The organism is Sphingomonas sp. 2378 (genome assembly GCF_038084995.1).
Classification (GTDB): Bacteria; Pseudomonadota; Alphaproteobacteria; order Sphingomonadales; family Sphingomonadaceae; genus Sphingomonas.
In genome coordinates this window covers 1-24,968 of sequence record NZ_JAXCMJ010000005.1, presented here as the reverse complement: position 1 = coordinate 24,968, position 24,968 = coordinate 1, and the positions used below count along the sequence as shown (strand labels likewise).

18 protein-coding genes and 1 pseudogene are annotated in these 24,968 nt (G+C 66.4%); 15 read left to right on the top strand and 4 right to left on the bottom strand.

From position 1 onward, the window contains the following. The first annotated feature begins 72 nt into the window (after positions 1 to 72). The 3 genes from SM191_RS04035 (at position 73) to SM191_RS04025 (ending at position 5,619) form a co-directional block, all read left to right on the top strand. Positions 73 to 1,320, top strand: a complete 1,248-nt coding sequence (locus tag SM191_RS04035) for an NAD(P)/FAD-dependent oxidoreductase (RefSeq protein ID WP_341505097.1) — start codon at positions 73 to 75, stop codon at positions 1,318 to 1,320. Between the two features lie 233 nt (positions 1,321 to 1,553). Further along, positions 1,554 to 3,665 carry an alpha-galactosidase gene (locus SM191_RS04030; protein WP_445949807.1) on the top strand — a complete coding sequence of 704 codons (2,112 nt, stop codon included), beginning with the start codon at positions 1,554 to 1,556 and terminating at the stop codon, positions 3,663 to 3,665. Between the two features lie 208 nt (positions 3,666 to 3,873). Next, entirely contained in the window at positions 3,874 to 5,619 is a 1,746-nt protein-coding gene (locus SM191_RS04025; protein ID WP_306999667.1) for an FUSC family protein, read from the top strand. A 36-nt stretch (positions 5,620 to 5,655) separates the two neighbouring features. Here SM191_RS04025 and SM191_RS04020 read toward each other — a convergent pair whose 3' ends face one another. Then, positions 5,656 to 6,363: a FadR/GntR family transcriptional regulator gene (locus SM191_RS04020; RefSeq protein ID WP_267433959.1), complete on the bottom strand. Its 708-nt coding sequence runs from the start codon at positions 6,361 to 6,363 to the stop codon at positions 5,656 to 5,658. 227 nt (positions 6,364 to 6,590) lie between these two features. On the opposite strand from SM191_RS04020, the gene SM191_RS04015 reads away from it, so the two are divergent. The 3 genes from SM191_RS04015 to SM191_RS04005 all read left to right on the top strand — a co-directional run bounded on the left by SM191_RS04015 (position 6,591) and on the right by SM191_RS04005 (position 10,348). Continuing rightward, the gene (locus SM191_RS04015; protein WP_341505093.1) at positions 6,591 to 8,564 is read left to right on the top strand and encodes a CocE/NonD family hydrolase; all 1,974 of its coding nucleotides are present in this window, start codon (positions 6,591 to 6,593) and stop codon (positions 8,562 to 8,564) included. Positions 8,565 to 8,757: 193 nt separating this feature from the next. Then, a complete protein-coding gene (locus SM191_RS04010; RefSeq protein WP_341505092.1) occupies positions 8,758 to 9,906 on the top strand; it encodes a GAF domain-containing protein in 1,149 nt (382 codons plus the stop codon). Between the two features lie 22 nt (positions 9,907 to 9,928). Continuing rightward, positions 9,929 to 10,348 carry a response regulator gene (locus SM191_RS04005; RefSeq protein ID WP_341505090.1) on the top strand — a complete coding sequence of 140 codons (420 nt, stop codon included), beginning with the start codon at positions 9,929 to 9,931 and terminating at the stop codon, positions 10,346 to 10,348. Positions 10,349 to 10,384: 36 nt separating this feature from the next. Here the strand turns inward: SM191_RS04005 and SM191_RS04000 are convergent, their stop codons facing one another. Further along, complete coding sequence (locus tag SM191_RS04000) at positions 10,385 to 10,834, bottom strand: MarR family winged helix-turn-helix transcriptional regulator (RefSeq protein ID WP_341505088.1); 450 nt, start codon at positions 10,832 to 10,834, stop codon at positions 10,385 to 10,387. Positions 10,835 to 10,930: 96 nt separating this feature from the next. Between SM191_RS04000 and SM191_RS03995 the strand changes: the two genes are divergently transcribed. From SM191_RS03995 to SM191_RS03985, 3 genes are read left to right on the top strand one after another with little or no spacing between them, the layout of a single operon-like run. Further along, the gene (locus SM191_RS03995) at positions 10,931 to 12,127 is read left to right on the top strand and encodes an HlyD family secretion protein (RefSeq protein ID WP_341505087.1); all 1,197 of its coding nucleotides are present in this window, start codon (positions 10,931 to 10,933) and stop codon (positions 12,125 to 12,127) included. Then, positions 12,124 to 13,677, top strand: coding sequence for an MDR family MFS transporter (locus SM191_RS03990; RefSeq protein ID WP_341505086.1), 1,554 nt, complete (start codon positions 12,124 to 12,126; stop codon positions 13,675 to 13,677). Before SM191_RS03995 ends, SM191_RS03990 begins: the two co-directional genes overlap by 4 nt. 8 nt (positions 13,678 to 13,685) lie before the next feature. Beyond that, a complete protein-coding gene (locus SM191_RS03985) occupies positions 13,686 to 15,146 on the top strand; it encodes an efflux transporter outer membrane subunit (protein ID WP_341505085.1) in 1,461 nt (486 codons plus the stop codon). A gap of 282 nt (positions 15,147 to 15,428) precedes the next feature. Here the strand turns inward: SM191_RS03985 and SM191_RS03980 are convergent, their stop codons facing one another. Beyond that, positions 15,429 to 15,818 (bottom strand): MerR family transcriptional regulator, encoded by a 390-nt coding sequence (locus tag SM191_RS03980; protein WP_306999675.1) that lies wholly within the window; start codon positions 15,816 to 15,818, stop codon positions 15,429 to 15,431. Positions 15,819 to 15,821: 3 nt separating this feature from the next. After that, complete coding sequence (locus tag SM191_RS03975; RefSeq protein ID WP_341505083.1) at positions 15,822 to 17,534, bottom strand: long-chain-fatty-acid--CoA ligase; 1,713 nt, start codon at positions 17,532 to 17,534, stop codon at positions 15,822 to 15,824. A gap of 131 nt (positions 17,535 to 17,665) precedes the next feature. On the opposite strand from SM191_RS03975, the gene SM191_RS03970 reads away from it, so the two are divergent. From SM191_RS03970 to SM191_RS03945, 6 genes and pseudogenes are all read left to right on the top strand, one after another. Next, the gene (locus SM191_RS03970) at positions 17,666 to 18,802 is read left to right on the top strand and encodes a thiolase family protein (RefSeq protein WP_341505082.1); all 1,137 of its coding nucleotides are present in this window, start codon (positions 17,666 to 17,668) and stop codon (positions 18,800 to 18,802) included. Continuing rightward, a complete protein-coding gene (locus tag SM191_RS03965; RefSeq protein WP_341505081.1) occupies positions 18,802 to 21,129 on the top strand; it encodes a 3-hydroxyacyl-CoA dehydrogenase/enoyl-CoA hydratase family protein in 2,328 nt (775 codons plus the stop codon). Before SM191_RS03970 ends, SM191_RS03965 begins: the two co-directional genes overlap by 1 nt. 18 nt (positions 21,130 to 21,147) lie before the next feature. Next, complete coding sequence (locus SM191_RS03960; protein WP_341505080.1) at positions 21,148 to 22,944, top strand: acyl-CoA dehydrogenase C-terminal domain-containing protein; 1,797 nt, start codon at positions 21,148 to 21,150, stop codon at positions 22,942 to 22,944. Between the two features lie 158 nt (positions 22,945 to 23,102). Further along, the gene (locus SM191_RS03955) at positions 23,103 to 23,510 is read left to right on the top strand and encodes a DUF2147 domain-containing protein (protein ID WP_306999678.1); all 408 of its coding nucleotides are present in this window, start codon (positions 23,103 to 23,105) and stop codon (positions 23,508 to 23,510) included. 34 nt (positions 23,511 to 23,544) lie between these two features. Further along, on the top strand, positions 23,545 to 24,855 hold the full coding sequence (locus tag SM191_RS03950; RefSeq protein WP_341505078.1) for an OmpP1/FadL family transporter: 1,311 nt from the start codon (positions 23,545 to 23,547) through the stop codon (positions 24,853 to 24,855). A 14-nt stretch (positions 24,856 to 24,869) separates the two neighbouring features. Beyond that, positions 24,870 to 24,968, top strand: a pseudogene (locus SM191_RS03945) (electron transfer flavoprotein subunit beta/FixA family protein); the annotation flags it as partial.

Here is a 24,968-nt window from a genome sequence, read left to right as displayed (position 1 = left end):
TCATGGGACGGGGTCATGGCGATGGGGTGATGAAGATTGGCAGCGGCCCTTCTTCCATCCTAGGGACGGCTGATGAGCGACAGTCCCACCACGACCCCTTACGACATCGTCATCATCGGCACCGGCCATGCGGGCGTGCAGGCCGCGATCGCGTTGCGCCAGGAAGGGTTCGACGGCACAATCGCGATGATCGGCGAGGAAGCCTATCCGCCCTATGAGCGCCCGCCGCTGTCCAAGGAATATCTGGCCGGGGAGAAGGCGTTCGAGCGCATCCTGATCCGCCCCGAACGCTTCTGGGAAGAGCGGGCCGTCACGCTTCGTCTGGCGGAGCGGATCGTCGCGGTCGATGCGGAGGCGCGCTGCCTGACCACGGAGGCCGGGGCGTTGGTCGAATATGGCACGCTGATCTGGGCGGCGGGCGGCCATGCGCGGCGGCTGTCCTGCGAGGGGCATGACCTGGCGGGCGTGCACAGCGTCCGCAGCCGCGCCGATGTCGACCGGCTGATCGCGGAACTGCCCGATGTTCGCGAGGTGGTGGTGGTCGGCGGCGGCTATATCGGGCTGGAGGCGGCCGCCGTCCTGACCAAATTCGGCAAGGCGGTGACCATCGTCGAGGCACAGGACCGCGTGCTGGCGCGCGTCGCGGGCGAGGCCCTGTCCCGTTTCTATGAGGCCGAACACCGCGCCCACGGCGTGACGATCCGTTTGAACGAGAGTGTCGCCTGCCTCGAAGGGGAGAGAGCGATCTCCGGCGTGCGCCTGGCCGATGGCTCGGTGCTCCCCGCTCAGATGGCGATCGTCGGCATCGGCATCATCCCCTCGGTCGAGCCGCTGATCGCGGCGGGTGCGGAGGGCGACAATGGCGTGACGGTGGATGCGCAGGGGCGGACCAGCCTGCCGCATGTCTTCGCGATCGGCGATTGCGCCGCCCATGCCAACGCCTTCGCCGATGGCGCGGTGATCCGGCTGGAGTCAGTGCAGAATGCGCATGACCAGGCAACGGTCGCCGCTCGCACGATCATGGGCAGGGATGTCGCCTATCACGCGGTGCCCTGGTTCTGGTCCAATCAATATGATTTGAAGTTGCAGACGGTCGGCCTGTCCGCCGGGCATGACCGCGCGATCCTGCGCGGCGATCCGGCGGGCCGCAGCTTTTCCGTCGTCTATCTGCGGGGCGGTCGGGTGATCGCGCTCGACTGCGTCAACGCCATGCGCGACTTCGTGCAGGGCAAGGCGCTGGTCGCCGACGGCGCCGTGGTGCCGGACGAAGCTTTGGCGGACCAGGAACGACCGCTCAAGACGCTCTGGCCGCTCGGCTGACAGGAGCGCGCCAAAACAAGTCCTTGCGCCGCCTCCCGCCGCTATGTCAGACTTAATGCAAAGCTTTGCAGAAGATTGGGCAGGAGAGTGGGATGCGCTGGCGGAACGTCGTTCGGGCGGGAATGGGCATGGCGGCGGTTGCCGTTACGGGGGCCGCGCCGGTCTCGGCCAAGGTCACGGCGCCTGCGGGGGCCAGGGTCTTTCGCCTCGACGGCGGCGGTGTCACCTACGCCATGGGGGTGGATGAGAAGGGCTATCTCCAGCCGCTCTATTGGGGCTCGGCGCTGGCGGACGGCGATCCGCTGGTTTCCGGCGATCCGGTCAAGACGGGCGACCCCATCGTCCTGAAGGCGCCGGGCGAATTGTCGGGCTTCGATCCCGCCGGATCGGTGACGCTTCAGGAATATCCGGGGCAGGGCGAGGGGCTGGTCAGCGAACCGGGCGTCAAGGCGCTGTTCGCCGATGGCAATCGTGACCTTGTCCTGAAATATCGCAGCCACAAGGCCAGCGGCGAGACGTTGACCGTCGAACTCGCCGATATCCGGCGACCGCTGTTCGTCACCCTGACTTACACCATCGATCCGGAAACCGGCATCGTCGCGCGCTCCGCCAAGGTCCGCAACGGCGATGCCAGGCCGGTGCGGGTCGACCAACTCGCCGCGGCGGTCTTTTCGCTGCCGGTGGGGGACGATTACCGGCTTCATTATCTGACCGGCCGCCACGCCGCCGAATGGACGCAGAAGACCGTGCCCGTCGAGGCCGCCGTGACCGTACTGGAAAGCCGTCGCGGATCGACCGGCCATGGCAACAATCCCTGGTTCGCGATCGGTCGGGAAGGGCTGACCAGCGAGACGAACGGTCCGGTCTGGTATGGCGCGCTCGCCTGGTCGGGATCGTTCCGGATCAGCGTGGCATCGGACAATCTGGGCCGGGTTCGGATCGCCGGAGGATATAGCCCCTATGACTTCTCCTGGACGTTGAAGCCGGGCGAGACGCTGGACACGCCGATCTTCTATGCGGGCTATTCTGGCGAGGGGCTGGGCGGCGCGTCGCGGACCTTCCACCGGTTCGAGGTTTCCCATATCCTGCCGCATGGCGACAGGGCGCGAGTACGCCCGGTCCTGTACAATAGCTGGGAGGCGACCGCCTTCGACGTGACCGAGGCGGGGCAGATGGCGCTGGCCGACAAGGCCGCGAAGATCGGCGTAGAGCGCTTCGTGGTCGATGACGGCTGGTTCGGCGCGCGCAACAGCGACAAGGCGGGCCTGGGCGACTGGACGGTCAACCCGGCCAAGTTCCCCAATGGCCTGAAACCCCTGATCGACCGGGTGAAGGGCTTGGGCATGGACTTCGGCCTGTGGGTCGAGCCCGAGATGGTCAATGTCGACAGCGACCTGTACCGCGCGCATCCCGACTGGGTGCTGAATTTTCCCGACCGGCCCCGGACCGAGGGGCGCAACCAGTTGGTCCTGAACCTCGCGCGCACCGATGTTCGCGATCACCTGCTGTCCGTGCTCGACAAGCTGGTCAGCGAGAACGACATCGCGTTCCTGAAGTGGGACTATAACCGCAACTGGACCGAGGCGGGCTGGCCCGAGCAGCCGGTCGCCGACCAGCAGCGTGTCTATGTCGATTATGTCCGGAACCTTTACTACATCCTCTCCGAACTGCGGCGGCGTCATCCCGGGCTGGAGATCGAGGCATGTTCGGGCGGCGGTGGCCGTGTCGACCTGGGGATCATCGGGTTGACCGATGAGGTCTGGCCGTCGGACAATACCGACCCCGCCGACCGGTTGACCATCCAGGACGGCTTCACCCGCGCCTATCCCGTCGCGGTGATGATGGCCTGGGTGACCGACAGCCCCAATTGGGCGAACACCCGCGTCACCAGCCTGGACTATCGCTTCCTGTCCTCGATGCAGGGCGGGCTGGGCATCGGCGCGAACCTGGACAAGTGGACCGACACCGACTTCGCCACCGCGCGCAAATGGGTGGCGGCCTACAAGACGATCCGCGAGACGGTGCAGCGCGGTGCGCTCTATCGGCTGGAATCGCCGACCGGCGACAACGCGACCGCGGCGACCATGTATGTCGGTCGCGACAAGCGGCAGGGCGTGCTGTTCCAGATGCTGCATTCGTCGATGTGGCGCGACAATCCCGCCGCCATCCATGCGCAAGGGCTGGACCCGGCGCGGGTCTATACGGTGAAGATGCTCGACGGCGCGGCCCGGCCCGCAGGCGTGCCGGAGCGGGCGTCGGGGGCCTATTGGATGAACCGAGGGCTGCGTGCGCCGCTGAAGGGCGACTATGTGGGGACGGCGTTCGTGTTCGAGGCGGTAAACTGATCGACGAAGCGCGCCATTGACGGGGGGCCGGTCATCCACTGGACCGGCCGCCCTCCGCCGGCAATATGGATCAACATCGCTAAGCCGCTATACTGCGCGGTGTTGGATGGTGGAGACTTGCGTGGCGAAGCGCGGCTTTGTCGAGGGGCCTCCGGGCGATCGATACGGGGTGACACGGGCGATCCGGAGGCTGGGGCGCCGATTGGAGTTGCGCTCTTTCAGCCTTCTCCCCGAACATCTGAACCATGCGGAGGGCTATCGCGCGGCGGTGGCGGTCGCCCTGCCATTGCTTCTGGCGATCCTGACGGGGCGGAGCGAATGGGGATGGGCGGTCTATGCCGCCTTCTGGACATGCCTGTGCGATGTGCCGGGGCCGGATCACCTGCGCCGCCGCTTGCTGGCGGTCTTCGTGGCCGGGGGAACGGCGGTCGTGCTGGTCGGCTCCTGGGCGGCGTCGATCGCCCCCCATGCGGCCATGATCGTCGGCCCGCTCCTGGTCTTCCTCGTGACGCTGGGCGCGGGGCGTTTGAGGTTCGGGGGGCTCGTCGGCACGCTGTCGGGCGTGGTGGCGGTGGTCGCGGTCGGCTTTCCGAACCGGCTGGATGCCGCGTTCCTGTTGGCCATGGCGTTCTTCGCCGGAGCGGCGTGGAGCTATGCACTAATCAACCTCCTCTGGCGCATCGATGCGTTCGACCCGCTGCGCCGCGCCGGCCAATCGGTGAGCGCGCGGCTGCTCGACATGGCGGATTACCTCGCCGGGCTGCGCGACCGTCCGCACCGCGACGCGCAGTGGCATAGCGATCATGCCGAGCATCGCCGTGCGGTGCGTCTGGCGATCGAGCGGTTCCGCGAGGTGCTGGTCCGTTTCGAGAGCGAGCCGGGCCGGGCGGCGATGGCCCGGCGCGAACTGGCGGCGGCGGAGACGATGTTCGGGGCGCTGCTGGCGCTCGATCAGGCCTGTATCGATCGTTACGGGCCGGTGGAGGAGCGGACGGCTCTGGCCCAGGCGTGCCGCGACGCGGTGTCCGCCTGGTGGCTATCCCTTCGCCAGCGACCCCGCTCCCAGGCTCCGCTGGCGGAGGCCGACGCGAGGATGCGGGCGGTGCGGGGCGTCCTGACCGACGATCCGTTCAAGGGATGCGCGGCGGCGTTCGGATCGGCGCTGGCGCTGCTGTCGGGGCGGGACGCCGCCGTGGAGGTCGCCCCGGCGTCGGTCGGCACGGGCTCTCCGGTCTCGATGGTTCGCCAGGGGCTGCGTCAGGCCGGGGGGCTGATCATGGTCTATTATGCGGCGATCATCTTCGGGCTGGGCTATCCCTATTGGGCGGCGATGGCGGTGATCGTCGTGCTTCAGGGCGGCGTCCGGGTGACATGGGCGCGCTGTCTGGAGCGTATCCTGGGCAGCCTGATCGGGGGGATGATGGCGCACGCGCTGCCCCTGCTCGGCGGTGGTCCGATCGTGCCCGCGTTGGTCGCGGTGGCCCTGACCGCGATCACCATGGCGCTGCGCTCGGTCAACTACACCATTTTCGTGATGTTCCTGACGGTGCTGTTCGTGCTGGTCACCGACATGCTGCATCCGGGCGTCGGTATCGCGTCGGCCCGGATGATCGACAATGTCGTGGGCAGCCTGGCCGCGCTGGTCGCCGTCCTCGCCTTTCGGAGCGACTTCGGCCCGCCCTTGCCCAAGCGGATCGAGGACGGCATCCGCGCCAATCGCCGCTATGGCGAGGCGGTTGAGAGCGATCGGCCGTTCGCGGTCATCGAAGCCGCGCGCGCCGCCGCCGGGCGGGCCAGCGTGGAGGCGGAGATCGCCGCCCATGATCCCGGCGGCTGGCTGCACCGGCGCGTTCGTCGCGAGGCGGATCTGGCGTCATTGCAGGACATGCGCAACCTGGCCGGGCGTGCCGCCCTGGCATGGCATGCGCGATTGGGAGAGCGGGCGGGGGGCTGAGCGCGCGATTCCGCCGCTGTGTCCTTTCCCGCGCCGTCACCGCGCCAGCGCGCGCTCGGTATCCTCCCGCGCCTGGTCGACCAGAACGATCGTCGCGGCCCGCGCGGCGGCGGCGTCGGATTCGGCGATGGCGGCGAAGAGCTGGCGATGTTCGGGCATGGAGTCGCGGGGCAGCTTGGCGCTGCGATGCTTGTAGAGCGTGGTCCAGCGGACCGCCGCGCCGATGCTGCCCGACAGGCTGATGAGCAGTTCGTTGCCGGTCGCCTCCAGGATGATGTTGTGGAAGAGCTGATCGGCGGCGCGGCCCTGTTCGGTGTGGAGGCCGTTTTCCCCCATCGCCTCCAGCGCGGCCCCCATGCGCGACAATTGGCGGGTGTCGCGCTTGACGGCGGCGAGTTCGGCGGCGGCGGGCTCGACGATCAGGCGAAGCTGGAACAGGCTCTGGACGAAACCGGCGGGTGGTTCCCCCTCGAACATCCAGGCGAGCAATTCGGGGTCGAGCAGGTTCCACTCCAGCCGCTCGCGGACCCGCGTCCCCGCCTTGGGCTTGCTGACCACCAGTCCTTTGGCAGACAACATCCGCAGCGCCTCTCGCACCACGGAGCGGGACATGCCGCGCTGCTCGGCGATCTCGACCTCACCCGGCAGCGTCGATCCGGTGGCGATCCGCCCGGTCACGATGGCGACACCGATGTCCCGCGCCAGGGCGCTATGGGCGGGTCCGCGTCGCTTCACTGTCGTCACTCGACTTGTTCCTCTCCGATGGGAAGGGGGCTTGCTGGCGCCTTTGTCAGACCTTTCTATGGGTCATGATCCCGAAAGGGAAGCATGGTGTCGGGGCGTTACCGGACACCGCACGGCCTTGCCACGGCAATGATACATTGTATCAATGCCAAAATCGGCCGGTTGCCCTGACGCATCGATCGAGGCACGATGGGCCATCAACCGATCCATGAGGGGGATCCGTTTTCATGACGTTGCGTAACCTTTTGCTCGCCGCCAGCGCGCTCGCGATCCTGTCACCCGCCACGGCGCAGCAGCGCGCGGATGCCGATCAACCGTCCACCCCGGTCAAGGTCGTGACCGACTCCACGGTCAGCGACATTCCAGCCAGGTTCACGCCGCCGACCAACATCGCCGAACGCGATTACGACAAGCGCGAAGTGATGATCCCGATGCGCGACGGGACCAAGCTCTACACCGTCATCGTCGTGCCCAAGGGCGCGGTGAACGCACCGATCGTGCTGACCCGCACCCCCTATAACGCGGCGGGCCGCGCCAAGCGGTCGGACAGCACCCGGATGATCGAGGCGCTGCCGCTGGCCGATGAGGAATTCACCAAGGCGGGCTATATCCGCGTCTATCAGGACATTCGCGGCAAATACGGATCGGAGGGGGACTATGTCGTCACGCGTCCGGTCATCGGTCCGCTCAACGCGACCAAGGTCGATCACACGACCGATGCCTATGACACGATCGACTGGCTGGTGAACAAGGCGAACCTGCCTGAGTCGAACGGCCGGGTCGGCATGATCGGGTCGTCCTATGAGGGCTTCACCGTCGTCATGGCGCTGCTGAACCCGCACCCCGCGCTGAAGGTCGCGGCACCCGAGAGCCCGATGATCGACGGCTGGATGGGCGACGACTGGTTGCATTATGGTGCCTTCCGCTTCGCCAATATCGGCTGGATCGGGTCGCAGACCGGCTACAAGGGCGAGGGCAAGGCGCCGTCGAGCGGCGGCTATGACGATTACGAGAATTTCCGCACCGGTTCCGCCAACGACTGGGCCAAGAAGTCGGGGTACGACCAGCTGCCCTTCTGGCAGCGGATCGTCCAGCACCCCTCCTATGATTTCTACTGGCAGGGCCAGGCGCTCGACAAGCTGCTGGCGGCCAATCCCTCCAACGTGCCGACCCTCTGGGAACAGGGGCTGTGGGATCAGGAGGACATGTACGGCGCGATCACGTCCTGGGAAGCGCTGAAGGCCAAGGGCAAGCTGGGCAACAATTTCCTGGTCATGGGCCCATGGCGGCACAGCCAGATCAACCGGACCGGCACCAGCCTGGGGCCGTTCCAGTGGAATGGCGACACCGCCAAGCAGTTCCGCGCGGAGATGGTCCTGCCGCTGTTCAACCAGTATCTGAAGGACGGCCCGCCCGCCAACCTGCCCAGCGCCGCCATCTACAACACCGGTGAGAATCACTGGGACAGGCTGACCCAATGGCCGCTCGCCTGCCAGACCGGCTGCGCCACGCCGCTGACCCCGCTCTATCTGGCGGATAACAAGGGGCTGAGCTTCGACAAGCCGGGGGCGGGGCAGGATGCCTATGTCTCCGACCCCGCCAATCCGGTCCCGCATCTGTCGCGGCCGGTCAATTTCGACGATGGCCGCTGGGGTGACTGGCTGGTCAGCGACCAGCGGCATGTCGATGGTCGGACAGACGTCGTCACCTATACGACGCCCGTTCTGACCAAGGCGGTGCGCGTGTCCGGCGCGCCGATCGCCGATCTGTTCGCCCGGACGACCGGAACGGACGGCGATTTCGTGGTGAAGATCATCGACGTCCTGCCGCCGGAAAATGCGATCGATCCCAAGATGAGTGGCTATGAACTGCCGATCAGCCTCGACATCTTTCGGGGGCGCTATCGCAACAGCTTCGCCAATCCGACCGCGATCCCGGCGGGCAAGGTGCAGGAGTACAAGTTCCGCCTGCCGACGGTGAACCATGTGTTCCAGCCGGGGCACCGGATCATGATCCAGGTCCAGTCCAGCCTCTTCCCGCTCTATGACCGCAATCCGCAGACCTTCGTGCCCAACATCTTCACCGCCAAGGCCGGCGACTATCGCAAGGCCACGATTACGCTGGAACGCGGCGGCACCAATGCCAGCCGTGTCTGGTTGCCCGTCGTACCGCTCGACCAATCGGCGGTGACGGCGCGCTGATTCATCGGCCCCGCGGTCGGGATCGCGCCTTCCCCCTTCTCCGCTCAGGAGGGGGAAGACGCGAAGCGTTGCAGGTGTAAATATACTTAAAATATTGAAAAAGTTGACTTTTGTTTTGCCTTAATGGGTCATCTTACCTCTTGGAGGGGCGGGCCGGGAGCGCTATCTACAGCGTGTGGTTCTCGCCCCGCCATTGACCCCGCCACTGCCCTTGCCCGGTGATACGATCGCGACGGCGACCGCCGATCCCGTCGATGTGCGTCGCTATCTGGCCTTGGTGGCGGCCGCGACCGAGCGGTTGATGACCGCCGACGATCCGGCGGCGATGATCGATTCGCTCTTCGCCTTGATCCGTGACGAGCTGCAACTCGACGTCTTCTTCCATTTCCGCCGCGACGGTGACGCGACCCGGCTGGAGGCATGGGGCGGGCTGACCCGCGCCGAACGCCACGCGGCGGCGATGCTGGATGTCGAAAGCTCCGCCTGCGGGCAGGTGATGCGCGAGCGGCGGACGCTGCACCTGACCGATGTGCAGGGGAACGCAGAAACCCGGACGAGCTATGTCCGGTCACTGGGCGTCGAGGTCTATCTGTGCATGCCGCTTCTGCACGGGGACGAGGTGCTGGGCACGTTGGGCTTTGGGCGACGCACCGCGCGGCCCTTCGATGAAGAGGAGCGGCGGTTGCTCCTGCTGCTCTGCCATTATGCGGCGCTGGCGCAGCATCGCTTGCGCATCGAGGAGGCGTTGCGCCACGGCATCGACACGCAGGCGCGGTTGCTGGCCGAATTGAACCACCGGGTCCGCAACGCCCTGCAAGTCGCGATCGGTCTGGTATCGCACGAGGTGCGTTCGGCGGTCGAGCCCACCGCCCGGACGGCGCTGTCGCGTGCGGCGGAGCGGTTGCAGGTGCTGGCGAGCGCGCACCGCCCGCTCTACGCCACCGCCGATCCGGGGCTGGTCGACCTGCCCGCGCTGTTCGGCGACGTCATCACCCAGTTGCGGGGCGATGTTCCCGCCGGGACCATCCACGCGCCTTTGCCGCTGGCCGTACCGATCGAGCGGGCGGTGGCCGCCGCGCTGCTGCTCGACGCCCTTCTGGAGGGCGGGGTGGCGCTGCCCCGGATCACGTTGCAGGCCGTGGACCGCGACGGGAACGAAAAGCTGATCATCTCGTTTCTGGGCTCCGGATGGGGACGTGTCGCGGCCGTCGCCGAGCAAAATCGGCTCGTCGTGCGGCTTTGCCACCAATTGCGAGCGACATTGACGAACGAGGATGACGAGTGCCTGATCTTGGTCATGCCGCATGACGGCGATGAATACGGGCACGGTTGCGCGCATTGATGACGATCCCCACGGGAACAGCATGCCCGACGATCCGCTGAACCTGCTGATCATCGAAGACGAAGCGCTGGTCGCGATGCTGGTCGAGGATGCGCTGACGCTTCATGGTCACCGCGTCATCGGTATCGCAGACACGGTGGCGTCCGCCATGGCGCTGGCGGAGCAGGATCGGCCCGACCTGGCCTTGTGCGACGTGAAGCTGGCGGACGGGGATAGCGGCCTGACCGCCGCGCAGCTTCTGGCCGATCGCGGTATCCCTTGCGTGTTCCTCAGCGGCAATTGCCCCGACCGTGGCGGGCATCCGCTGGTCATCGGCTGCATCGCGAAACCCTTTCGCCCGGGCAGCCTGGGCTTGGCGGTCCGCGCGGCGTATCGGGTGGCGACGGGTCAGCCGGTGGACCATGCGCCCCCCGCGCTGAAATTCTATGGCGAGCCGCGGTAGCGCATTCCGCCCCGGATCGGGGAGGGACTTCCCGCCCTACGCTTCGCCGGACGGTCCCTCCAGCCGGGTTTCGATCGCCAGTTCCAGCTTGTCGAGAATGCGCTCCAGTTGCGCGGTATCGTCCGGGGTCAGCAGGCAAAAGGCCTGTTCGACGAGTTCGCGGCGCAACGGCTCGGTCTGGCGAATGACCTGTTCGCCGCTCTCCGTGATCTTCAGCCGCTTGGCCCGCCGGTCGGCCGGGTCCGCCACCCGCACCACCAGCCCGTCGCGCTCCATCGTGTCGATCGCCTGCGTCACGGTGCGTGGCGCGAGGTTGAACCACTCCGCGACGTCCGCCGCGCGCACCGGCATGTTGTTCGCGATGAAATAGAGCAGCTTGGCGCGCGCCAGCGATGCCCCCTGCGCCGCCATGCGCCGGTCAAGGTGGCGATGGAGCCGTTGGCAGATACGACTGTAGCGGAGGGCAAGGGCGTCAAGATCGAGCATATTATGAGGTAGCTCAATAAATGGTCTTGCCTTATTGTGCAAGTGCGAGCAAAAGCACCGTCAGGTTCTATTGATTCCATCGACAGGGAGGCCTGGATGGCCGACGCACATCACGTGAATGAGGGGCAGGACGTCGGCGCGCAGGATGCCGCCGAGGCGGAAGACAAGACCCCCGTCCCGCCCGCCAAGAAGCGGCGGATTCGCATCATCCTGCTGGTCGTCGCGGCGGTCGCGGTGATCGCTGGCGTGTTCTGGTACGCGAACTACAAAAGCGTCGGCCAGTATATGCAGTCGACCAACGACGCCTTCATTCAGGCCGACGCGGTGACGGTCGCGCCCAAGGTGTCGGGCTATGTCGACAAGGTGTTCGTCGGCGAAAACCAGAATGTGCAGGCGGGCCAGCCGCTGCTCCAGATCGACACCCGCGACTATCGCGCGCAGACCGCGCAGATCGAGGCCCAGATCGGTGTGGCGCAGGCCAATGCCGAGGGCGTCCAGGCGCAGATCAAGGAACAGCAGGCCGCGATCGACCGCGCCGAGGCCGATCTTCGCGCCGCGCAGAGCGATGCCGTCTTCGCCCAGGCCGAAGTCGCGCGCTACACGCCGCTGGCCGCATCGGGTGCGGAAAGCCGCGAACGTCTGTCGCAGCTTCAGAACCAGGCGCGCCAGGCCAATGCCAAGGTCGCGGCGGCCAATGCCGCGCTGTCCGCCGCGCGCCGCCGCATCGGCACGCTGAATGCGCAAGGGCAGCAGGCCCGCTCGCAAGGCCAGGCCGCACGGGCGCAGTTGGACGCGGCCGAGGTCAATCTGGGCTCGACGACCATCCGCGCGTCGATCGCGGGCCGCGTCGGCAACAAGACGGTGCGCGTCGGCCAGTTCGTCCAGGCGGGCACCCGCACCATGTCGATCGTGCCGGTCAGTCAGCTCTACATCAATGCGAACTTCAAGGAGACGCAACTCGGCCTGATGCGTCCCGGCCAGCCGGTGAAGATCGAGGTGGACGCACTGCCGGGTGTCGAGATCAAGGGCCATGTCGAGAGCGTGGCACCGGGGACCGGCGCGCAATTCTCGCTGCTGCCGCCGCAGAACGCGACCGGCAACTTCACAAAGATCGTGCAGCGCGTGCCCGTCCGCATCGCGGTCGATGCCGATGCGCAGACCCGCGCGCTGATGGTGCCGGGCATGTCGGTCGAGGTGATCGTCGACACCCGCTCGGCCAAGGGCGCGCTGAAGCGGATCGCCGAGCAGCAGGACCAGCATAACGAAGCGCGGGAGGGGGCGCAGCGCCGGTGAGCGCCGCCGCCGCCCAGCGGGGCGCCCCTCCGGCCAAGGCGGACCTGACCGCCTGGCTCGCCGTCGCGGCGGGCAGCATCGGCGCGCTGATGGCGACGCTCGACATCTCGATCGTCAACTCGGCGCTGCCGACCATCCAGGGCGAGATCGGTGCCAGCGGGACCGAGGGGACGTGGATCGCGACCTCCTATCTGGTCGCCGAAATCATCATCATTCCGCTATCGGCCTGGCTGGAGCGGTTGCTCGGTCTGCGCACCTTCCTGCTGATCGCCTCGATCCTGTTCACCGGCTTTTCGGTGGTGTGCGGCCTGTCGACCAACCTGACGATGATGATCATCGGACGGGCGGGGCAGGGGATCACCGGCGGCGCGCTCATTCCGACCGCGTTGACCATCATCGCCACCCGACTGCCGCGCGAGCAGCAGCCGATCGGCACCGCATTCTTCGGCGTGACCGCCATTCTGGGCCCCGTGATGGGGCCGCTGATCGGCGGCTGGCTGACCGAGAATGTCAGTTGGCATTATGCCTTCTTCCTCAATATTCCTGTCGGTGCCGTGCTCGTCACGCTGTTGCTGGTCGGCTTGCCGCACCAGAAGCCGCATCTCTCCGAACTGGCCAAGGCCGATTGGCTGGGCATTGCCGGGCTGGCGCTCGGGCTCGGCGGTCTGACCGTCGTGCTGGAGGAAGGGCAGCGCGAGCAGTGGTTCGAGTCGCGCGAGATCATCGAACTGACGATCCTGTCGATCTTCGGCTTCGCCCTGTTGTTCGCCGGGCAATTCGTCGCCTCGCGCCCCGTCATCCGCCTGAAGCTGCTGCTCGACCGCCAGTTCGGCAGCGTGGTGATCATGGGTATCGTGCTGGGCATGGTGCTCTATGGCACCTCCTATGTGATCCCGCAGTTCCTGGCCTCCATCGCTGGCTACAACGCCTATCAGGCAGGCAAGGTCGTACTGCTCAGCGGTATCCCCAGCCTGATCATGATGCCCTTCACCCCGATCCTCATCAAGAGAGTGGATATCCGCATCGCGGTGGGGCTGGGACTGGGCATCATGGCGCTGAGTGCCGGGATCGACACCGTGCTGACCGCGGATTCGACCGGCGGCTCGTTCACCGACAGCCAGTTGTTGCGTGGTGTCGGCACCATCCTGGGCATGTTGTTCCTGAACCAGGCCGCGATCTCCTCCGTCCCGCCATCGCAGGCCGGGGATGCGGCGGGGCTGTTCAGCGCGGCGCGAAATCTGGGCGGGTCGTTCGCGCTCGCCGGGATCGCGACCGTGCAGGACCAGCGCAGCTTCCTGCACGAGCGCCGTCTGGAGGAATCGCTGTCGGCCAATTCGGGGGCGACCCAGGACTGGCTGTCCGCGCTGACCCAGCAGTTCGGCAGCGCCGACGCGGCGCTGCGCATGATCGGCAATACGATCCGGCAACAGGCGCTGGTCATGACCTATAACGACCTGTTCTTCATCCTGTGCGTCGGCATCCTGATGGTGATGCCGCTTGTCCTGTTCCTCCGCCCGCTGCCCAAGGGCGGCCCCGTGGCGATGCATTGAGAACCATGATGCGCAAGCAGCTTTCCCTCATCCCGCTCCTCCTGCTGGGGGCCTGCACCGTCGGGCCCAACTATGCCGGGCCGCCCCAGGCGATCGGATCGGCGGCGACCCCGCCCGCCGGGTTCGTTCGCGCGGACAACATGCTCGCGACCACCGCACCGGCGGTGGCCGACTGGTGGACGACGCTGAACGACCCGATGCTCACCTGGCTGGAAGAGCGCGCGCTGGAGGCCAATCCGAACGTTGCGGTGGCGCAGGCGCGGTTGAAGCAGGCACGCTCGGCTCTACGGCTGGAGCGGGCCAACCAGGCGCCCAACGCCAATGCCAGTGCGACCTATCTCCATGCCAATCTGCCGGGCCTGAACCTGGGCGGCGGTGAGGCGGGTGAGGGGCAGGGCGGCGCCGGTGGCGGTGGAAGCTCGGGCGGTCAGAGTGTCGACTTCTTCAACCTGGGCTTCGATGCGAGTTGGGAGATCGACCTGTTCGGCGGACGCCGCCGCACGGTCGAGGCGGCGCGCGCCAATGCGGCGGCGGCGGAGGCCAATGTCGCCGACGCGCAGGTGTCGCTCAGCGCCGATGTCGCCCAGGCCTATATCGGGCTGCGCGACACGCAACAGCGGCTGATCCTGGCGCGCGATGCGTCGCGGATGCAGCGCGATACGCTCAAGCTGACCGAGCAGCGCTTCGCCAACGGCACCGCCTCGCAACTGGAGGTGGAGCGGTTGCGCAACCAGGTCGAGAGCACCGATGCGCAGATCCTGCCGCTGTCCTCCTCGGTCGAGACCTATCTCAACGCGCTGGCGATCCTGATCGGCGAGGCGCCGGGGACGTTGGACCAGCGGCTGACCCAGGCGGGGCCGGTGCCGTTGCCGCCCGCGCAGGTGGCGGTGGGCGATCCGACATCGCTGCTCCAGCGCCGCCCCGATATCCGCGCCGCCGAGCGCAACCTGGCGGCGCAGACCGCGCGGATCGGCGTGGCGGAGGCGGCCAAGTTCCCGCGCCTCAACCTGATGGGGATCATCGGCATCGGCGGCACCTCGCTGGACTCGCTGACCGATCTCGACAATCTGGTGACGCTGGGTGCGCCGATGCTCCAGTGGAATGTGCTCAACTTCGGGCGGGCCAATGCGCGTGTCGGCCAGGCCGAAGGCGCGCGGGATGAAGCGGAGGCGCAATATCGCGGCGCGGTCCTGTCGGCGCTACGCGATGCGGAGGATGCGCTGTCGCGTTTCCGGGCGCGGCGGAACACGGTGGCGACGCTCGCCCGCGCCAAGGCGTCGGCGGATCGCTCGGCGGTGTTGATGCAGCAGCGCTATCGCGCGGGCGCGGCGACGCTGATCGACACGCTGGATGCGGAGCGGCAGCGCGTGGCGGCGGATCAGTCGCTGTCGCAGGCGGTGGCGGGGCTGACCAATGATTATGTGTCGTTGCAGAAGGCGCTGGGCCTGGGCTGGCGCGTGCCGTCTTAATTCGCTCGGGAAGAGCGTGATGGAGGGGTGGTGCCGGTCCGTCCTGCCCCTCCACCATCGCTGACGCGATGGTCCCCCTCCCCATCGAAGATGGGGAGGATTGGGGGGACTGGACGGTGCGGAACATCCCAAATTCTCCCCAAGCTCTGCTTGGGGAGGGGGACCGCCGGGCGTCAGCCCGGTGGTGGAGGGGCAGGGGGCCTCTAGCTAGCGTTGCAGGCCCCTCCACCACGCCCTGCGAGCGCGATCCCCCTCTCAATCGGAGATAGGGAGGATTGGAGGCTACGCCCCCGCTGCCGCGATCCGTTCGCGGGCTTCGCGTTCGATCGTTTCCAGTTCCTCGACCGTCTGCACCAGCGCCGTCATCTGCTGGCGGAGTTCGTCCACGCGCTCACGGCACCGCTCGGCCAGCGCGCGCATCTGTTCGACATGCTGCGGATCGGCATCGTACAGCCGTAGAAACTCCTCGATCTCGCGAAGGGAAAAGCCCAGCCGCTTGCCGCGCAGGATCAACTGCATCCGCGCCGTCTCGCGCTTGGAATAGACCCGCGCGGTGCCCACCCGGCGCGGTTCGATCAGCCCCCGATCTTCATAGAATCGCAGCGTGCGTGTCGTGACGCCCAGGCTGTTCGCGACATCCTGGATGCCGCGCAGCTCCTCATTGTCCCCCACCGTCTATTCCCCCACAGGCCGCGCCGTTGCCGCGGCCTTCGCCAATTCTTCCTCGACCAGTTCCTTTTTCGACAATTTGCCGATCAGGGTCTTGGGCAGGCTTTCGCGGATTTCGACTTCGCGGGGAAGTTCGATCTTGCTGACCTTGTCCTGTAAAAAGGCACGCAGGTCCTCAGGGGTCGCATGGTGATCGGCCGCCAGCTTCACGAAGGCCTTGGGCGACTGGCCGCGATAGGGATCGGGGATGCCGATCACCACCGCCTCGGCGACGGCGGGATGCTCGTATAGCGCTTCCTCGATCATGCGCGGATAGACATTATAGCCGCCGCACAGGATCACGTCCTTGATCCGGTCGACGATGAACAGATAGCCGTCCTCGTCCAGATAGCCGACATCGCCGGTGCGCAGCGCGCCGTGAATGAAGACCTGCTCGCTCTCGACGGGCTTGTTCCAATAGCCGGACATGACCTGCGGCCCGCGTGCGCAGATTTCGCCGACCTCACCCGGCGGCATCAGCCGGTCGGGATTGTCGCGGTCGCGAATCTCGATCGTCGTGCCAGGGAAGGGCAGCCCCGCCGATCCGCCCTTGTTCTCGCCGATCAGCGGATTGCAGGTGATGATCGGCGAAGCTTCCGACAGGCCGTAACCCTCGACCAGCTTGGCCCCGGTCGTGGTCTCGAACGCCACGCGCACCTCGGCGGGAAGGGGGGCACCGCCCGAGATGCACGCCTTGATCGCCGACAGGTCGACCTTGCGCGCCTCCGCCACGCCCGCGATTGCATTGTAGATGGTGGGGACGGCGGGGAAATAGGTCGGCTTGCTGCGCGCGATGGTCTTGAGCACCTGATCCAGTTCGAACCGGGGGAGCAGGATCATCTCCGCCCCCACCCGGATCGCGAAGCTGAGCACCGTGGTCAGCGCGAAGACGTGGAAGAGGGGGAGCACGCCCAATATCCGCTCCGCCCCGATCGCCTCTTCGCCGCCGGTATGGAGCACCATCGCATCGGCATTGGCGATTAGATTGGCGTGCGACAGCATCGCCGCCTTGGGGCTGCCTGTCGTGCCGCCGGTATATTGCAGCACCGCCACGTCGTCGGGCCTGGCCGATACCGGGGACAGCGCGCCGCCGCGCTTCATCATCTGCGCGAAGGTCAGGTGGCGGGGGGAGGGGCCGGGCGGCGCGATCATCGACCGCTTGAGCAGGCGATAGGCCAGCCCCTTGATGGTCGGCAGCGCGTCGGCGATGGGGCAGGATATGACATGGCGTACCGACAGCTTCTCGGCGGCATGGCTGACCCGCGCGAAAATGTCGGGAATGTCGCAGGTCGCGATGATCTCCGCGCCCGAATCCTCCAGCAGATGGCAGAGTTCGCGCTCGACATAGAGCGGGTTGACGTTGACGACGATGCCCCCGGCCTTGAGCGTCGCGAAGAACAGCACCGGGTAATAGACGATATTGGGCAGGCACAGCGCCACGCGGGTTCCCTGCTTCACGCCCAGCGCCTGAAGCCCCGCCGCCGCCCGGTCCACCATGTCGGACAGTTCGCCGTACCGGGTGATGCGGCCCATGAAATCGATCGCGGGTCGGTCGCCGTGCCGCCGTACCGTAGTCTCGAACATATCGGATAGCAGCCGGGGTTCCGAAACCAGCGGGCGTCCCGTCGCCTGACCCGGTGCACCGCCCGTCGTGGTTTCCCCGATGGCTCCTGCCGTCATCGCGTCGCTCTCCTATATCATTTTTCGACCATACCCGGTTGTCGATCGGGGTCGAGTTGCTTATTGTCTTGACGTATAGGGTAGGTAACGCACCTTAACGTTAGGCCGCAAGCCCATAAAGAGAGGATTGGATGACCAACATCGTGATCGCAGGCTATGCCCGCTCTCCCTTCACCCAGGCTGGCAAGGGCGCGCTGGCGCGGGTTCGGCCCGATGATCTGGCCGCACAGGTGATTCGCGGCCTGATCGAGCGGACCGGCGTCGATGCCTCGGAGATCGAGGATGTCATTCTGGGCTGCGCCTTTCCCGAGGGCGAGCAGGGGATGAACGTCGCGCGACTGATCGGGCTGCTGGCGGATCTGCCGCTGTCGGTCGGCGGCATGACGGTGAACCGCTTCTGTGGATCGTCCATGTCGGCCATCCATATCGCCATGGGCCAGATCCAGATCGGCGCGGGCGAGGCGTTCATCTGCGCCGGTATCGAGTCGATGAGCCGGGTGCCGATGGGCGGCTACAACCCGCTGCCCAACCCCGAACTCGCCGCGGCGCGGCCCGGTGCCTATATGGGCATGGGCCAGACCGCCGAGAATGTCGCCCAGAAGTACCAGATCACCCGCGCCGAGCAGGAGAAGTTCGCGGTCGCCAGCCAGAAAAAGGCCGCCGAGGCGCGCGCCGCCGGTCGGCTGGCGGAGGAGATCGTGCCGATCCGCACCAAGGCGGGCGATGTGACCGAGGATGGCCTGATCCGCCCCGACACGACCGAAGAGGTGCTGTCCGGTCTGAAGCCCGCCTTCGACAAGGACGGCACGGTGACGGCGGGCACCGCGTCTCCGCTGACCGATGGCGCGGCGGCGGTGCTGGTCACCTCGGAAGAATTTGCCAGGAAGCACGGCCTGACCATCCTCGCCCGGATCAAGTCGGTCGGCATCTCCGGCTGCGAGCCGGAGACGATGGGCCTCGGCCCGATCGGCTCGTCCAAAAAGGCGCTGGAGCGTGCGGGTATCTCTTCGAGCGATCTCGACATTGTCGAGATCAACGAAGCCTTTGCCAGCCAGGCGATCGCCTGCATCCGCGACCTTGGCTTGAAGGAAGACACGATCAACAAGGACGGCGGCGCCATCGCGATCGGCCATCCGCTGGGCGCGACCGGCGCGCGCATCGTCGGCAAGGCGGCGGCTTTGCTGGCGCGTGACGGCGGTCACTACGCACTCGCCACCCAGTGCATCGGCGGCGGTCAGGGCATCGCGACCGTGCTGGAGCGTGCATGATGGCTGACGCGATCAACAAGGTTTGCGTGATCGGCGCAGGGGTCATGGGCGCGGGCATCGCGGCGCAGGTCGCCAATGCCGGTGTGCCCGTCCTGCTGCTCGACATCGTGCCCAAGGACGGCGGCGACCGTGACGCCGTGGCCAAGGGGGCGGTGGCGAAGATGCTCAAGACCGAGCCCGCCCCCTTCATGTCGTCCGCCGCCGCCAGGCTGGTGGAAACCGGCAATATCGAGGATCATCTCGACAAGGTTGCCGAGTGCGACTGGATCGTCGAGGCGGTGGTCGAGCGGCTGGACATCAAGCAATCGCTCTATGCCAAGCTGGAGACGTTGAAGCGTCCCGGTACGGCGGTGTCGTCCAACACCTCGACCATCCCGCTCGGCCATCTGGTCGAGGGGCGGTCGGAGCAGTTCAAGAACGACTTCCTCATCACCCACTTCTTCAATCCGCCGCGTTACATGCGGCTGATCGAGATCGTGACTTCGGAGCACACCGATGCCGGTGTCGCGGCCAGGGTCGAGCAGTTCGTCGATCACCGCATGGGCAAGCGGATCGTCCGCGCCAAGGATAGGCCGGGCTTCATCGCCAACCGCATCGGCACCTATTGGCTGGCGGTCGCGATCAACGCGGCGATGGACCAGGGGCTGACCGTCGAGGAGGCCGACCAGATTGGCGGCTGTCCGATGGGCGTGCCCAAGACCGGCATTTTCGGGCTGATCGACCTGGTCGGCATCGACCTGATGCCGCTGCTCGCCAAGTCACTGTCCTCGACCCTGCCGGAAGGGGACGCCTATTTCGACACGATCCGCCCGCTGCCGCTGGTCGACAAGATGATCGCGGAAGGGTTCACGGGCCGCAAGGGCAAGGGCGGCTTCTACCGCCTCGACCGCAAGCCCGACGGCACCAAGGCCAAGCAGGCGATCGACCTCCAGACCGGCGAATATCGCGCGGAAAAGAAGCCCGAGCGTCTGCCGGGTCGCGCCGAGAAGGACTTGGCCGCTTTGGTCGCAACGCCGGGCAAGGTCGGCGACTATGCCTGGGCGGTGCTGGGTCCGGTCCTGTCCTATGCCGCCGGACTGGTCGGCGAGGCGGCGGACGATGTGGTCGCGATCGATGACGCGATGAAGCTGGGCTATAACTGGAAGTTCGGCCCCTTCGAACTGATCGACCGGCTGGGGCCGGGCAAGTTGGCCGAGCGGCTGCGTGCCGAGGGCAAGCCGGTCCCGGCGCTGCTGGAGACGGCGGGCGACCGCCCCTTCTACCGCGTGGTCGATGGCAAGCGGCAATATCTGACCGCAGGCGGCGACTATGCCGATGTCGTCCGTGCCGAAGGTGTGCTGCTGCTGGAAGACATCAAGCTGCGCTCCGAACCGCTGATGAAGAACGGCTCGGCGGCGCTCTGGGATGTCGGTGACGGCGTCGCGGCGTTCGAGTTCACCGGCAAGATGAACGCGCTCGACGAGCAGGTGCTGACCCTGCTGCAAAAGGCCATCGCGCTGGTGAAGAGCCAGTATAAGGCGCTGGTCATCTATAATGAGGGCAGCAACTTCTCGGCCGGGGCCAATCTGGGCCTCGCCATGTTCGCGGTGAACATCGCCGCCTGGGGCGAAGTCGACAAGCTGGTCGTCGCGGGGCAGCAGGCGTATAAGGCGCTGAAATACGCGCCTTTCCCGGTGGTCGCCGCGCCGGCCGGCATGGCGCTGGGTGGCGGGTGCGAAATCCTGCTCCACGCCGATGCGATCCAGGCGCATGCCGAAAGCTATATCGGGCTGGTCGAAACCGGCGTCGGTCTGGTCCCCGGCTGGGGTGGCAATGGCGAGTTGATCGATCGTCTCGCCAAGTCGCCCAAAATGCCCAAGGGGCCGATGCCCGCGGTCATGAAGGCGTTCGAGACCATCTCGACCGCGCAGGTGTCGCGCTCCGCCGCGCTGGCCAAGGACATGGGCTATCTCCGCAAGGACGATGGCGTCACCATGAACCGCGACCGCCTGCTGGCCGATGCCAAGCAAAAGGCGCTGTCGCTGGTCGAGGGCTATCAACCGCCCGAAAAGCCGGTCTTCCGCCTGCCGGGTGCGGCGGGCAAGGTCGCCTTTGACGGCGCGGTCGCCGACTTCGCCAGGAAGGGCGTCGCCACCCCCTATGACGTGGTGGTGGCGGGCCGTTTGTCGCGGGTCATGACCGGCGGCGATGCCGACCTGATCGATGAGGTGAGCGAGGACCAGTTGCTCAAGCTGGAACGCGCCGCCTTCATGGAAAGCGTCAAGGACGCGCGGACGCAAGGACGGATCGAGCATATGCTCGAAACCGGCAAGCCGCTGCGCAATTGATCGGGAGAGGATAATCCCATGCAAGTCTATAACGCGCCGCTGCGCGACATGCGTTTCGTCCTGCACGAGTTGTTCAGCGAGGACGAGTTCGGCCCCGTGGCGGGGCAGGACGAGTTCGGCCCCGAACTCTACGATGCGATTCTGGAAGAAGCCGCCCGCGTCACGCAGGAGGTCCTGCTGCCGCTCAACGCCACCGGCGATATCGAGGGCTGCAAGCTGGAGAATGGCGTCGTCCGCACGCCGTCCGGTTTCAAGCAAGCCTATAGTCAGTTCTGCGAAGGTGGCTGGGCCGCGCTCGCCTCGCCGGTCGAATATGGCGGGCAGGGGCTGCCAGAGGCGGTGAACAAGCTGGTCGAGGAGATGATCTGCGCGACCAACCTGTCGTTCAGCCTCTATCCCGGCCTGACCCACGGCGCGACCACCGCGCTGATGGGCCATGGCTCGGAGGACTTGAAGCAATTCTATCTGCCAAAGATGATCTCGGGCGAATGGTCGGGTACGATGTGCCTGACCGAGGCGCATTGCGGCACCGACCTCGGCCTGCTCCGCACCCGCGCCGAGCCGCAAGACGATGGTTCGTTCCTGTTGACCGGCGGCAAGATCTTCATCTCGGCGGGCGACCATGACCTGACCGACAATGTGATCCACCTGGTCCTTGCGCGCACCCCCGATGCGCCCAAGGGGGTTAAGGGGATCAGCCTGTTCCTGGTGCCCAAATATCTGCCCAAGGATGACGGCTCGGTCGGCCCCGCCAATGGTGTCAGCGTCGCGGCCATCGAACACAAGATGGGCCTCAAGGCGTCGGCCACCTGCCAGTTGGAGTTCAACAATTCCAAGGGCTGGGTCGTGGGCGAGTTGAACAAGGGCCTCGCCGCCATGTTCACCATGATGAACACCGAGCGTGTTTCGGTCGGCATCCAGGGCCTGGGCGTCAACGAGATCGCGTACCAGTCGGCGGTGGCGTACGCGAAGGACCGCTTGCAGGGCCGCGCACTGGGCGGCGCGGCGCGTCCCGACCTGCCCGCCGATCCGATCATCGTCCACCCGGACGTTCGCCGGATGCTGATGACCATGCGCGCCTATGCGGAAGGGTGTCGTGCGCTGGGTCAGTGGGCGGCACGCGGTCTGGATGCCGAGGCGCATGCGATCGACCCCGCCGACAAGTCGCGCGCGGCGGACTTCGTGGCGCTGATGACCCCGGTCGTGAAGGCGCTGTTCACCGATCTCGCCTTCGAGGCGGCCAACATGGCGGTGCAGGTCCATGGCGGCCATGGCTATATCCGCGACCACGGGATCGAGCAGTTCGTCCGCGACGCCCGCATCGCCCAAATCTATGAGGGCACCAACGGCGTCCAGGCGCTCGACCTGGTCGGGCGCAAGATGCCCGCGCATATGGGCCGCTATATGCGCCCGTTCTTCCATGCGGTGTCGGAACAGGTCGAGGCGCTCACCAAGCATGAGGACAAGGCGATCACCGGCTGGGCGGCGGGGATGCAGCAGGCGTTCGGCGCATTGCAACTCAGCACCGGCATGATCGCGCAGAAGGGGATGAAAGACCCCGAGGAAGCGGGTGCCGCCGCGACCGACTATCTGCGGCTGCTGGGGCTGGTCGGCATGGGGCATTGCTTCCTCAAATCGGCGCGGATCGCCACCGAGCGGCTGGCCGAGGGCACCGACGAGGCGGGCTTCTACAAGGCCAAGCTCGCCACCGCCGGGTTCTTCTTCGACCGCATCCTGCCCCAGGCGACGGCGGCGTTCCTGGCGATCAAGTCGGGCAAGCGGTCGACCATGGCACTGGAACTGGAAGCGTTTTGAAATATTGCGATGCCGACTGGCACTTGATTGCGGTCAGTCGGCATTATAGGCATGGAGCATTATCCTATGCGTCATGCTAATAACGTATAGGTAAGATGGAAGCGACCGTGAAAAGCGGCGCTTCGCCCGGACGAACGGGCATGGAGAGGAGAAGAAGCATGGTGTTGACCCTGACGGCCATGGCCCTTGCGGCGGCTGGCGTGAATGCGGACTCGGTGGTCGGCCGCTGGCAGACCCAGACGCGCGGCGGCGTCGTCGAGATCCAGAAATGCGGCAATTCGGTGTGCGGTCGCATCCTGACCTCGGAAAAGCTGCGCACCAATCCGGCGCTGACCGACCAGGCCAATCGCGATCCCAAGCAGCGCAATCGCCCGCTCAAGAACCTGTTGATCCTGCAAGGCTTTTCGCAGGACGGCGCGGCCTGGAGCGGCGGCACCATCTACAATGCCGAGGACGGCAAGACCTATAGCGCCAAGCTGACCCCGGAAGGGCCGGACACGCTGAAGGTGCGCGGCTGCGTCTTCGTGCCGCTGTGCAAGACGCAGACCTGGACGCGTATCCGCTGATCCTTTGCCCAATCACGAAAATCCTTCGGGGAGTATGCTCATGACCAAGTCGTTCAAGGCTCCGTTGCTGGCCTCCGCCGTCCTGTCCTCCTCCTTCGCCTTTGCGGGCGCGGCGCATGGCCAGGCCTTCTATCTTCAGGAACAGTCCACCCGTGGCCAAGGTCGCGCCTTTTCGGGTGAGGGTGCCGACACCGGCGCATCGTCGCTCTGGTGGAACCCGGCCTCGATCGCAGGGATGGAGCGCGGCGAGGCGGTGCTCGGCGCGTCGGCGATCATCCCGAAGGGCGATGTGGTCGATAGGGGCACGGTGATCGTGCGCCCCGGCCAGTCCGCGCGACCCGTCGGTGGCAATGGGGTTTCCGGCGATCCGATCAATCGCGGCATCGTGCCGTCCGGCGCGGTCGCCATTCCGCTGAACGACCGGGTTGCGGTCGGCCTTGCCGTGACGTCGCCCTATAGCTTCACCACCGAATATGACGCGAATAGCTGGGCCCGGTACAGCGCGCTGAAGACCGAATTGCGCACCATCGACATCCAGCCTTCGGTCGGTATCGCGGTGCTCGACTGGCTGCGCGTCGGTGGCGCGCTGAACGTCGAATATACCAAGGCCGAACTGGGCAACGCGCTCCCCAATTTGTCGCCGCTGCTGGCCGATGGGTATCAGCGGCTGAAGGGCGATGGCTGGGATCTGGGATGGACCGCCGGTGTGCAGCTTCACAATGACTGGGCGACGGTCGGCATCAGCTACAAGTCGCGGATCAAGCATCAGTTGAAGGGGAGCCTGGAAGTGGGCGGGCTGCTGGGCCCGCTCGCGGCACAGAACCGGACGGTCGATGGGGCGACGGCGGAATTCTACACGCCCGCGCAGATCATCGTCGCGGGCCGCTTCCGGGCCACCGACAAGCTGACGCTGAACGCACAGGCGGTGCGCTTCACCTGGGCCGATTTCGACGCGATCCGCCTGGGCGCGCCGATCAACACCGCGATCCCGGAGAATTACAAGAACAGCTTCTCGCTGGCGGGCGGCTTTGACTATGCCGCCAATGAACGCCTGACCCTGCGTGCGGGTGTGCAGCGTGGCATTACTCCCACGCAGGACGGCAACCGCGACGCGCGCGTGCCGGATGCGAACCGCTGGAACTACTCGATCGGCGGCTCGTACAAGGTGACGCCGCGCTTCACCCTGGATGCGGCTGGCAGCTATATCGACTTCGCCAATGCCAGCATCGATCGCCGTACCGCCGCCTATGCGGGTACGGCCGCGCAGACGCCGATCCTGACCTCGGGGCAGGTGCAGAATGCCCGCGCGTTCGTCGGGTCGATCGGTGGCCGTTTCAGCTTCTGATTGAGGGAGTGGATATGAAGATCGTCGTGCCCGTGAAACGGGTGTTGGATTATAACGTGAAGCCTCGGGTGAAGGCGGACGGGACGGGCGTCGATCTGGCGAACGTGAAGATG

Bases quoted from the DNA above. Each gene is read 5' to 3' on its own strand.
- SM191_RS04000 (WP_341505088.1), bottom strand. From the start codon at position 10,834: ATGCTCGATCTTGACGCCCTTGCCCTCCGCTACAGTCGTATCTGCCAA.
- SM191_RS03960 (WP_341505080.1), top strand. From the start codon at position 21,148: ATGCAAGTCTATAACGCGCCGCTGCGCGACATGCGTTTCGTCCTGCAC.
- SM191_RS04015 (WP_341505093.1), top strand. From the start codon at position 6,591: ATGACGTTGCGTAACCTTTTGCTCGCCGCCAGCGCGCTCGCGATCCTG.
- SM191_RS03985 (WP_341505085.1), top strand. From the start codon at position 13,686: ATGCGCAAGCAGCTTTCCCTCATCCCGCTCCTCCTGCTGGGGGCCTGC.
- SM191_RS03975 (WP_341505083.1), bottom strand. From the start codon at position 17,534: ATGACGGCAGGAGCCATCGGGGAAACCACGACGGGCGGTGCACCGGGT.
- SM191_RS04005 (WP_341505090.1), top strand. From the start codon at position 9,929: ATGCCCGACGATCCGCTGAACCTGCTGATCATCGAAGACGAAGCGCTG.
- SM191_RS04035 (WP_341505097.1), top strand. From the start codon at position 73: ATGAGCGACAGTCCCACCACGACCCCTTACGACATCGTCATCATCGGC.
- SM191_RS03995 (WP_341505087.1), top strand. From the start codon at position 10,931: ATGGCCGACGCACATCACGTGAATGAGGGGCAGGACGTCGGCGCGCAG.
- SM191_RS03955 (WP_306999678.1), top strand. From the start codon at position 23,103: ATGGTGTTGACCCTGACGGCCATGGCCCTTGCGGCGGCTGGCGTGAAT.
- SM191_RS03950 (WP_341505078.1), top strand. From the start codon at position 23,545: ATGCTCATGACCAAGTCGTTCAAGGCTCCGTTGCTGGCCTCCGCCGTC.
- SM191_RS03965 (WP_341505081.1), top strand. From the start codon at position 18,802: ATGGCTGACGCGATCAACAAGGTTTGCGTGATCGGCGCAGGGGTCATG.
- SM191_RS03970 (WP_341505082.1), top strand. From the start codon at position 17,666: ATGACCAACATCGTGATCGCAGGCTATGCCCGCTCTCCCTTCACCCAG.
- SM191_RS04030 (WP_445949807.1), top strand. From the start codon at position 1,554: ATGGGGGTGGATGAGAAGGGCTATCTCCAGCCGCTCTATTGGGGCTCG.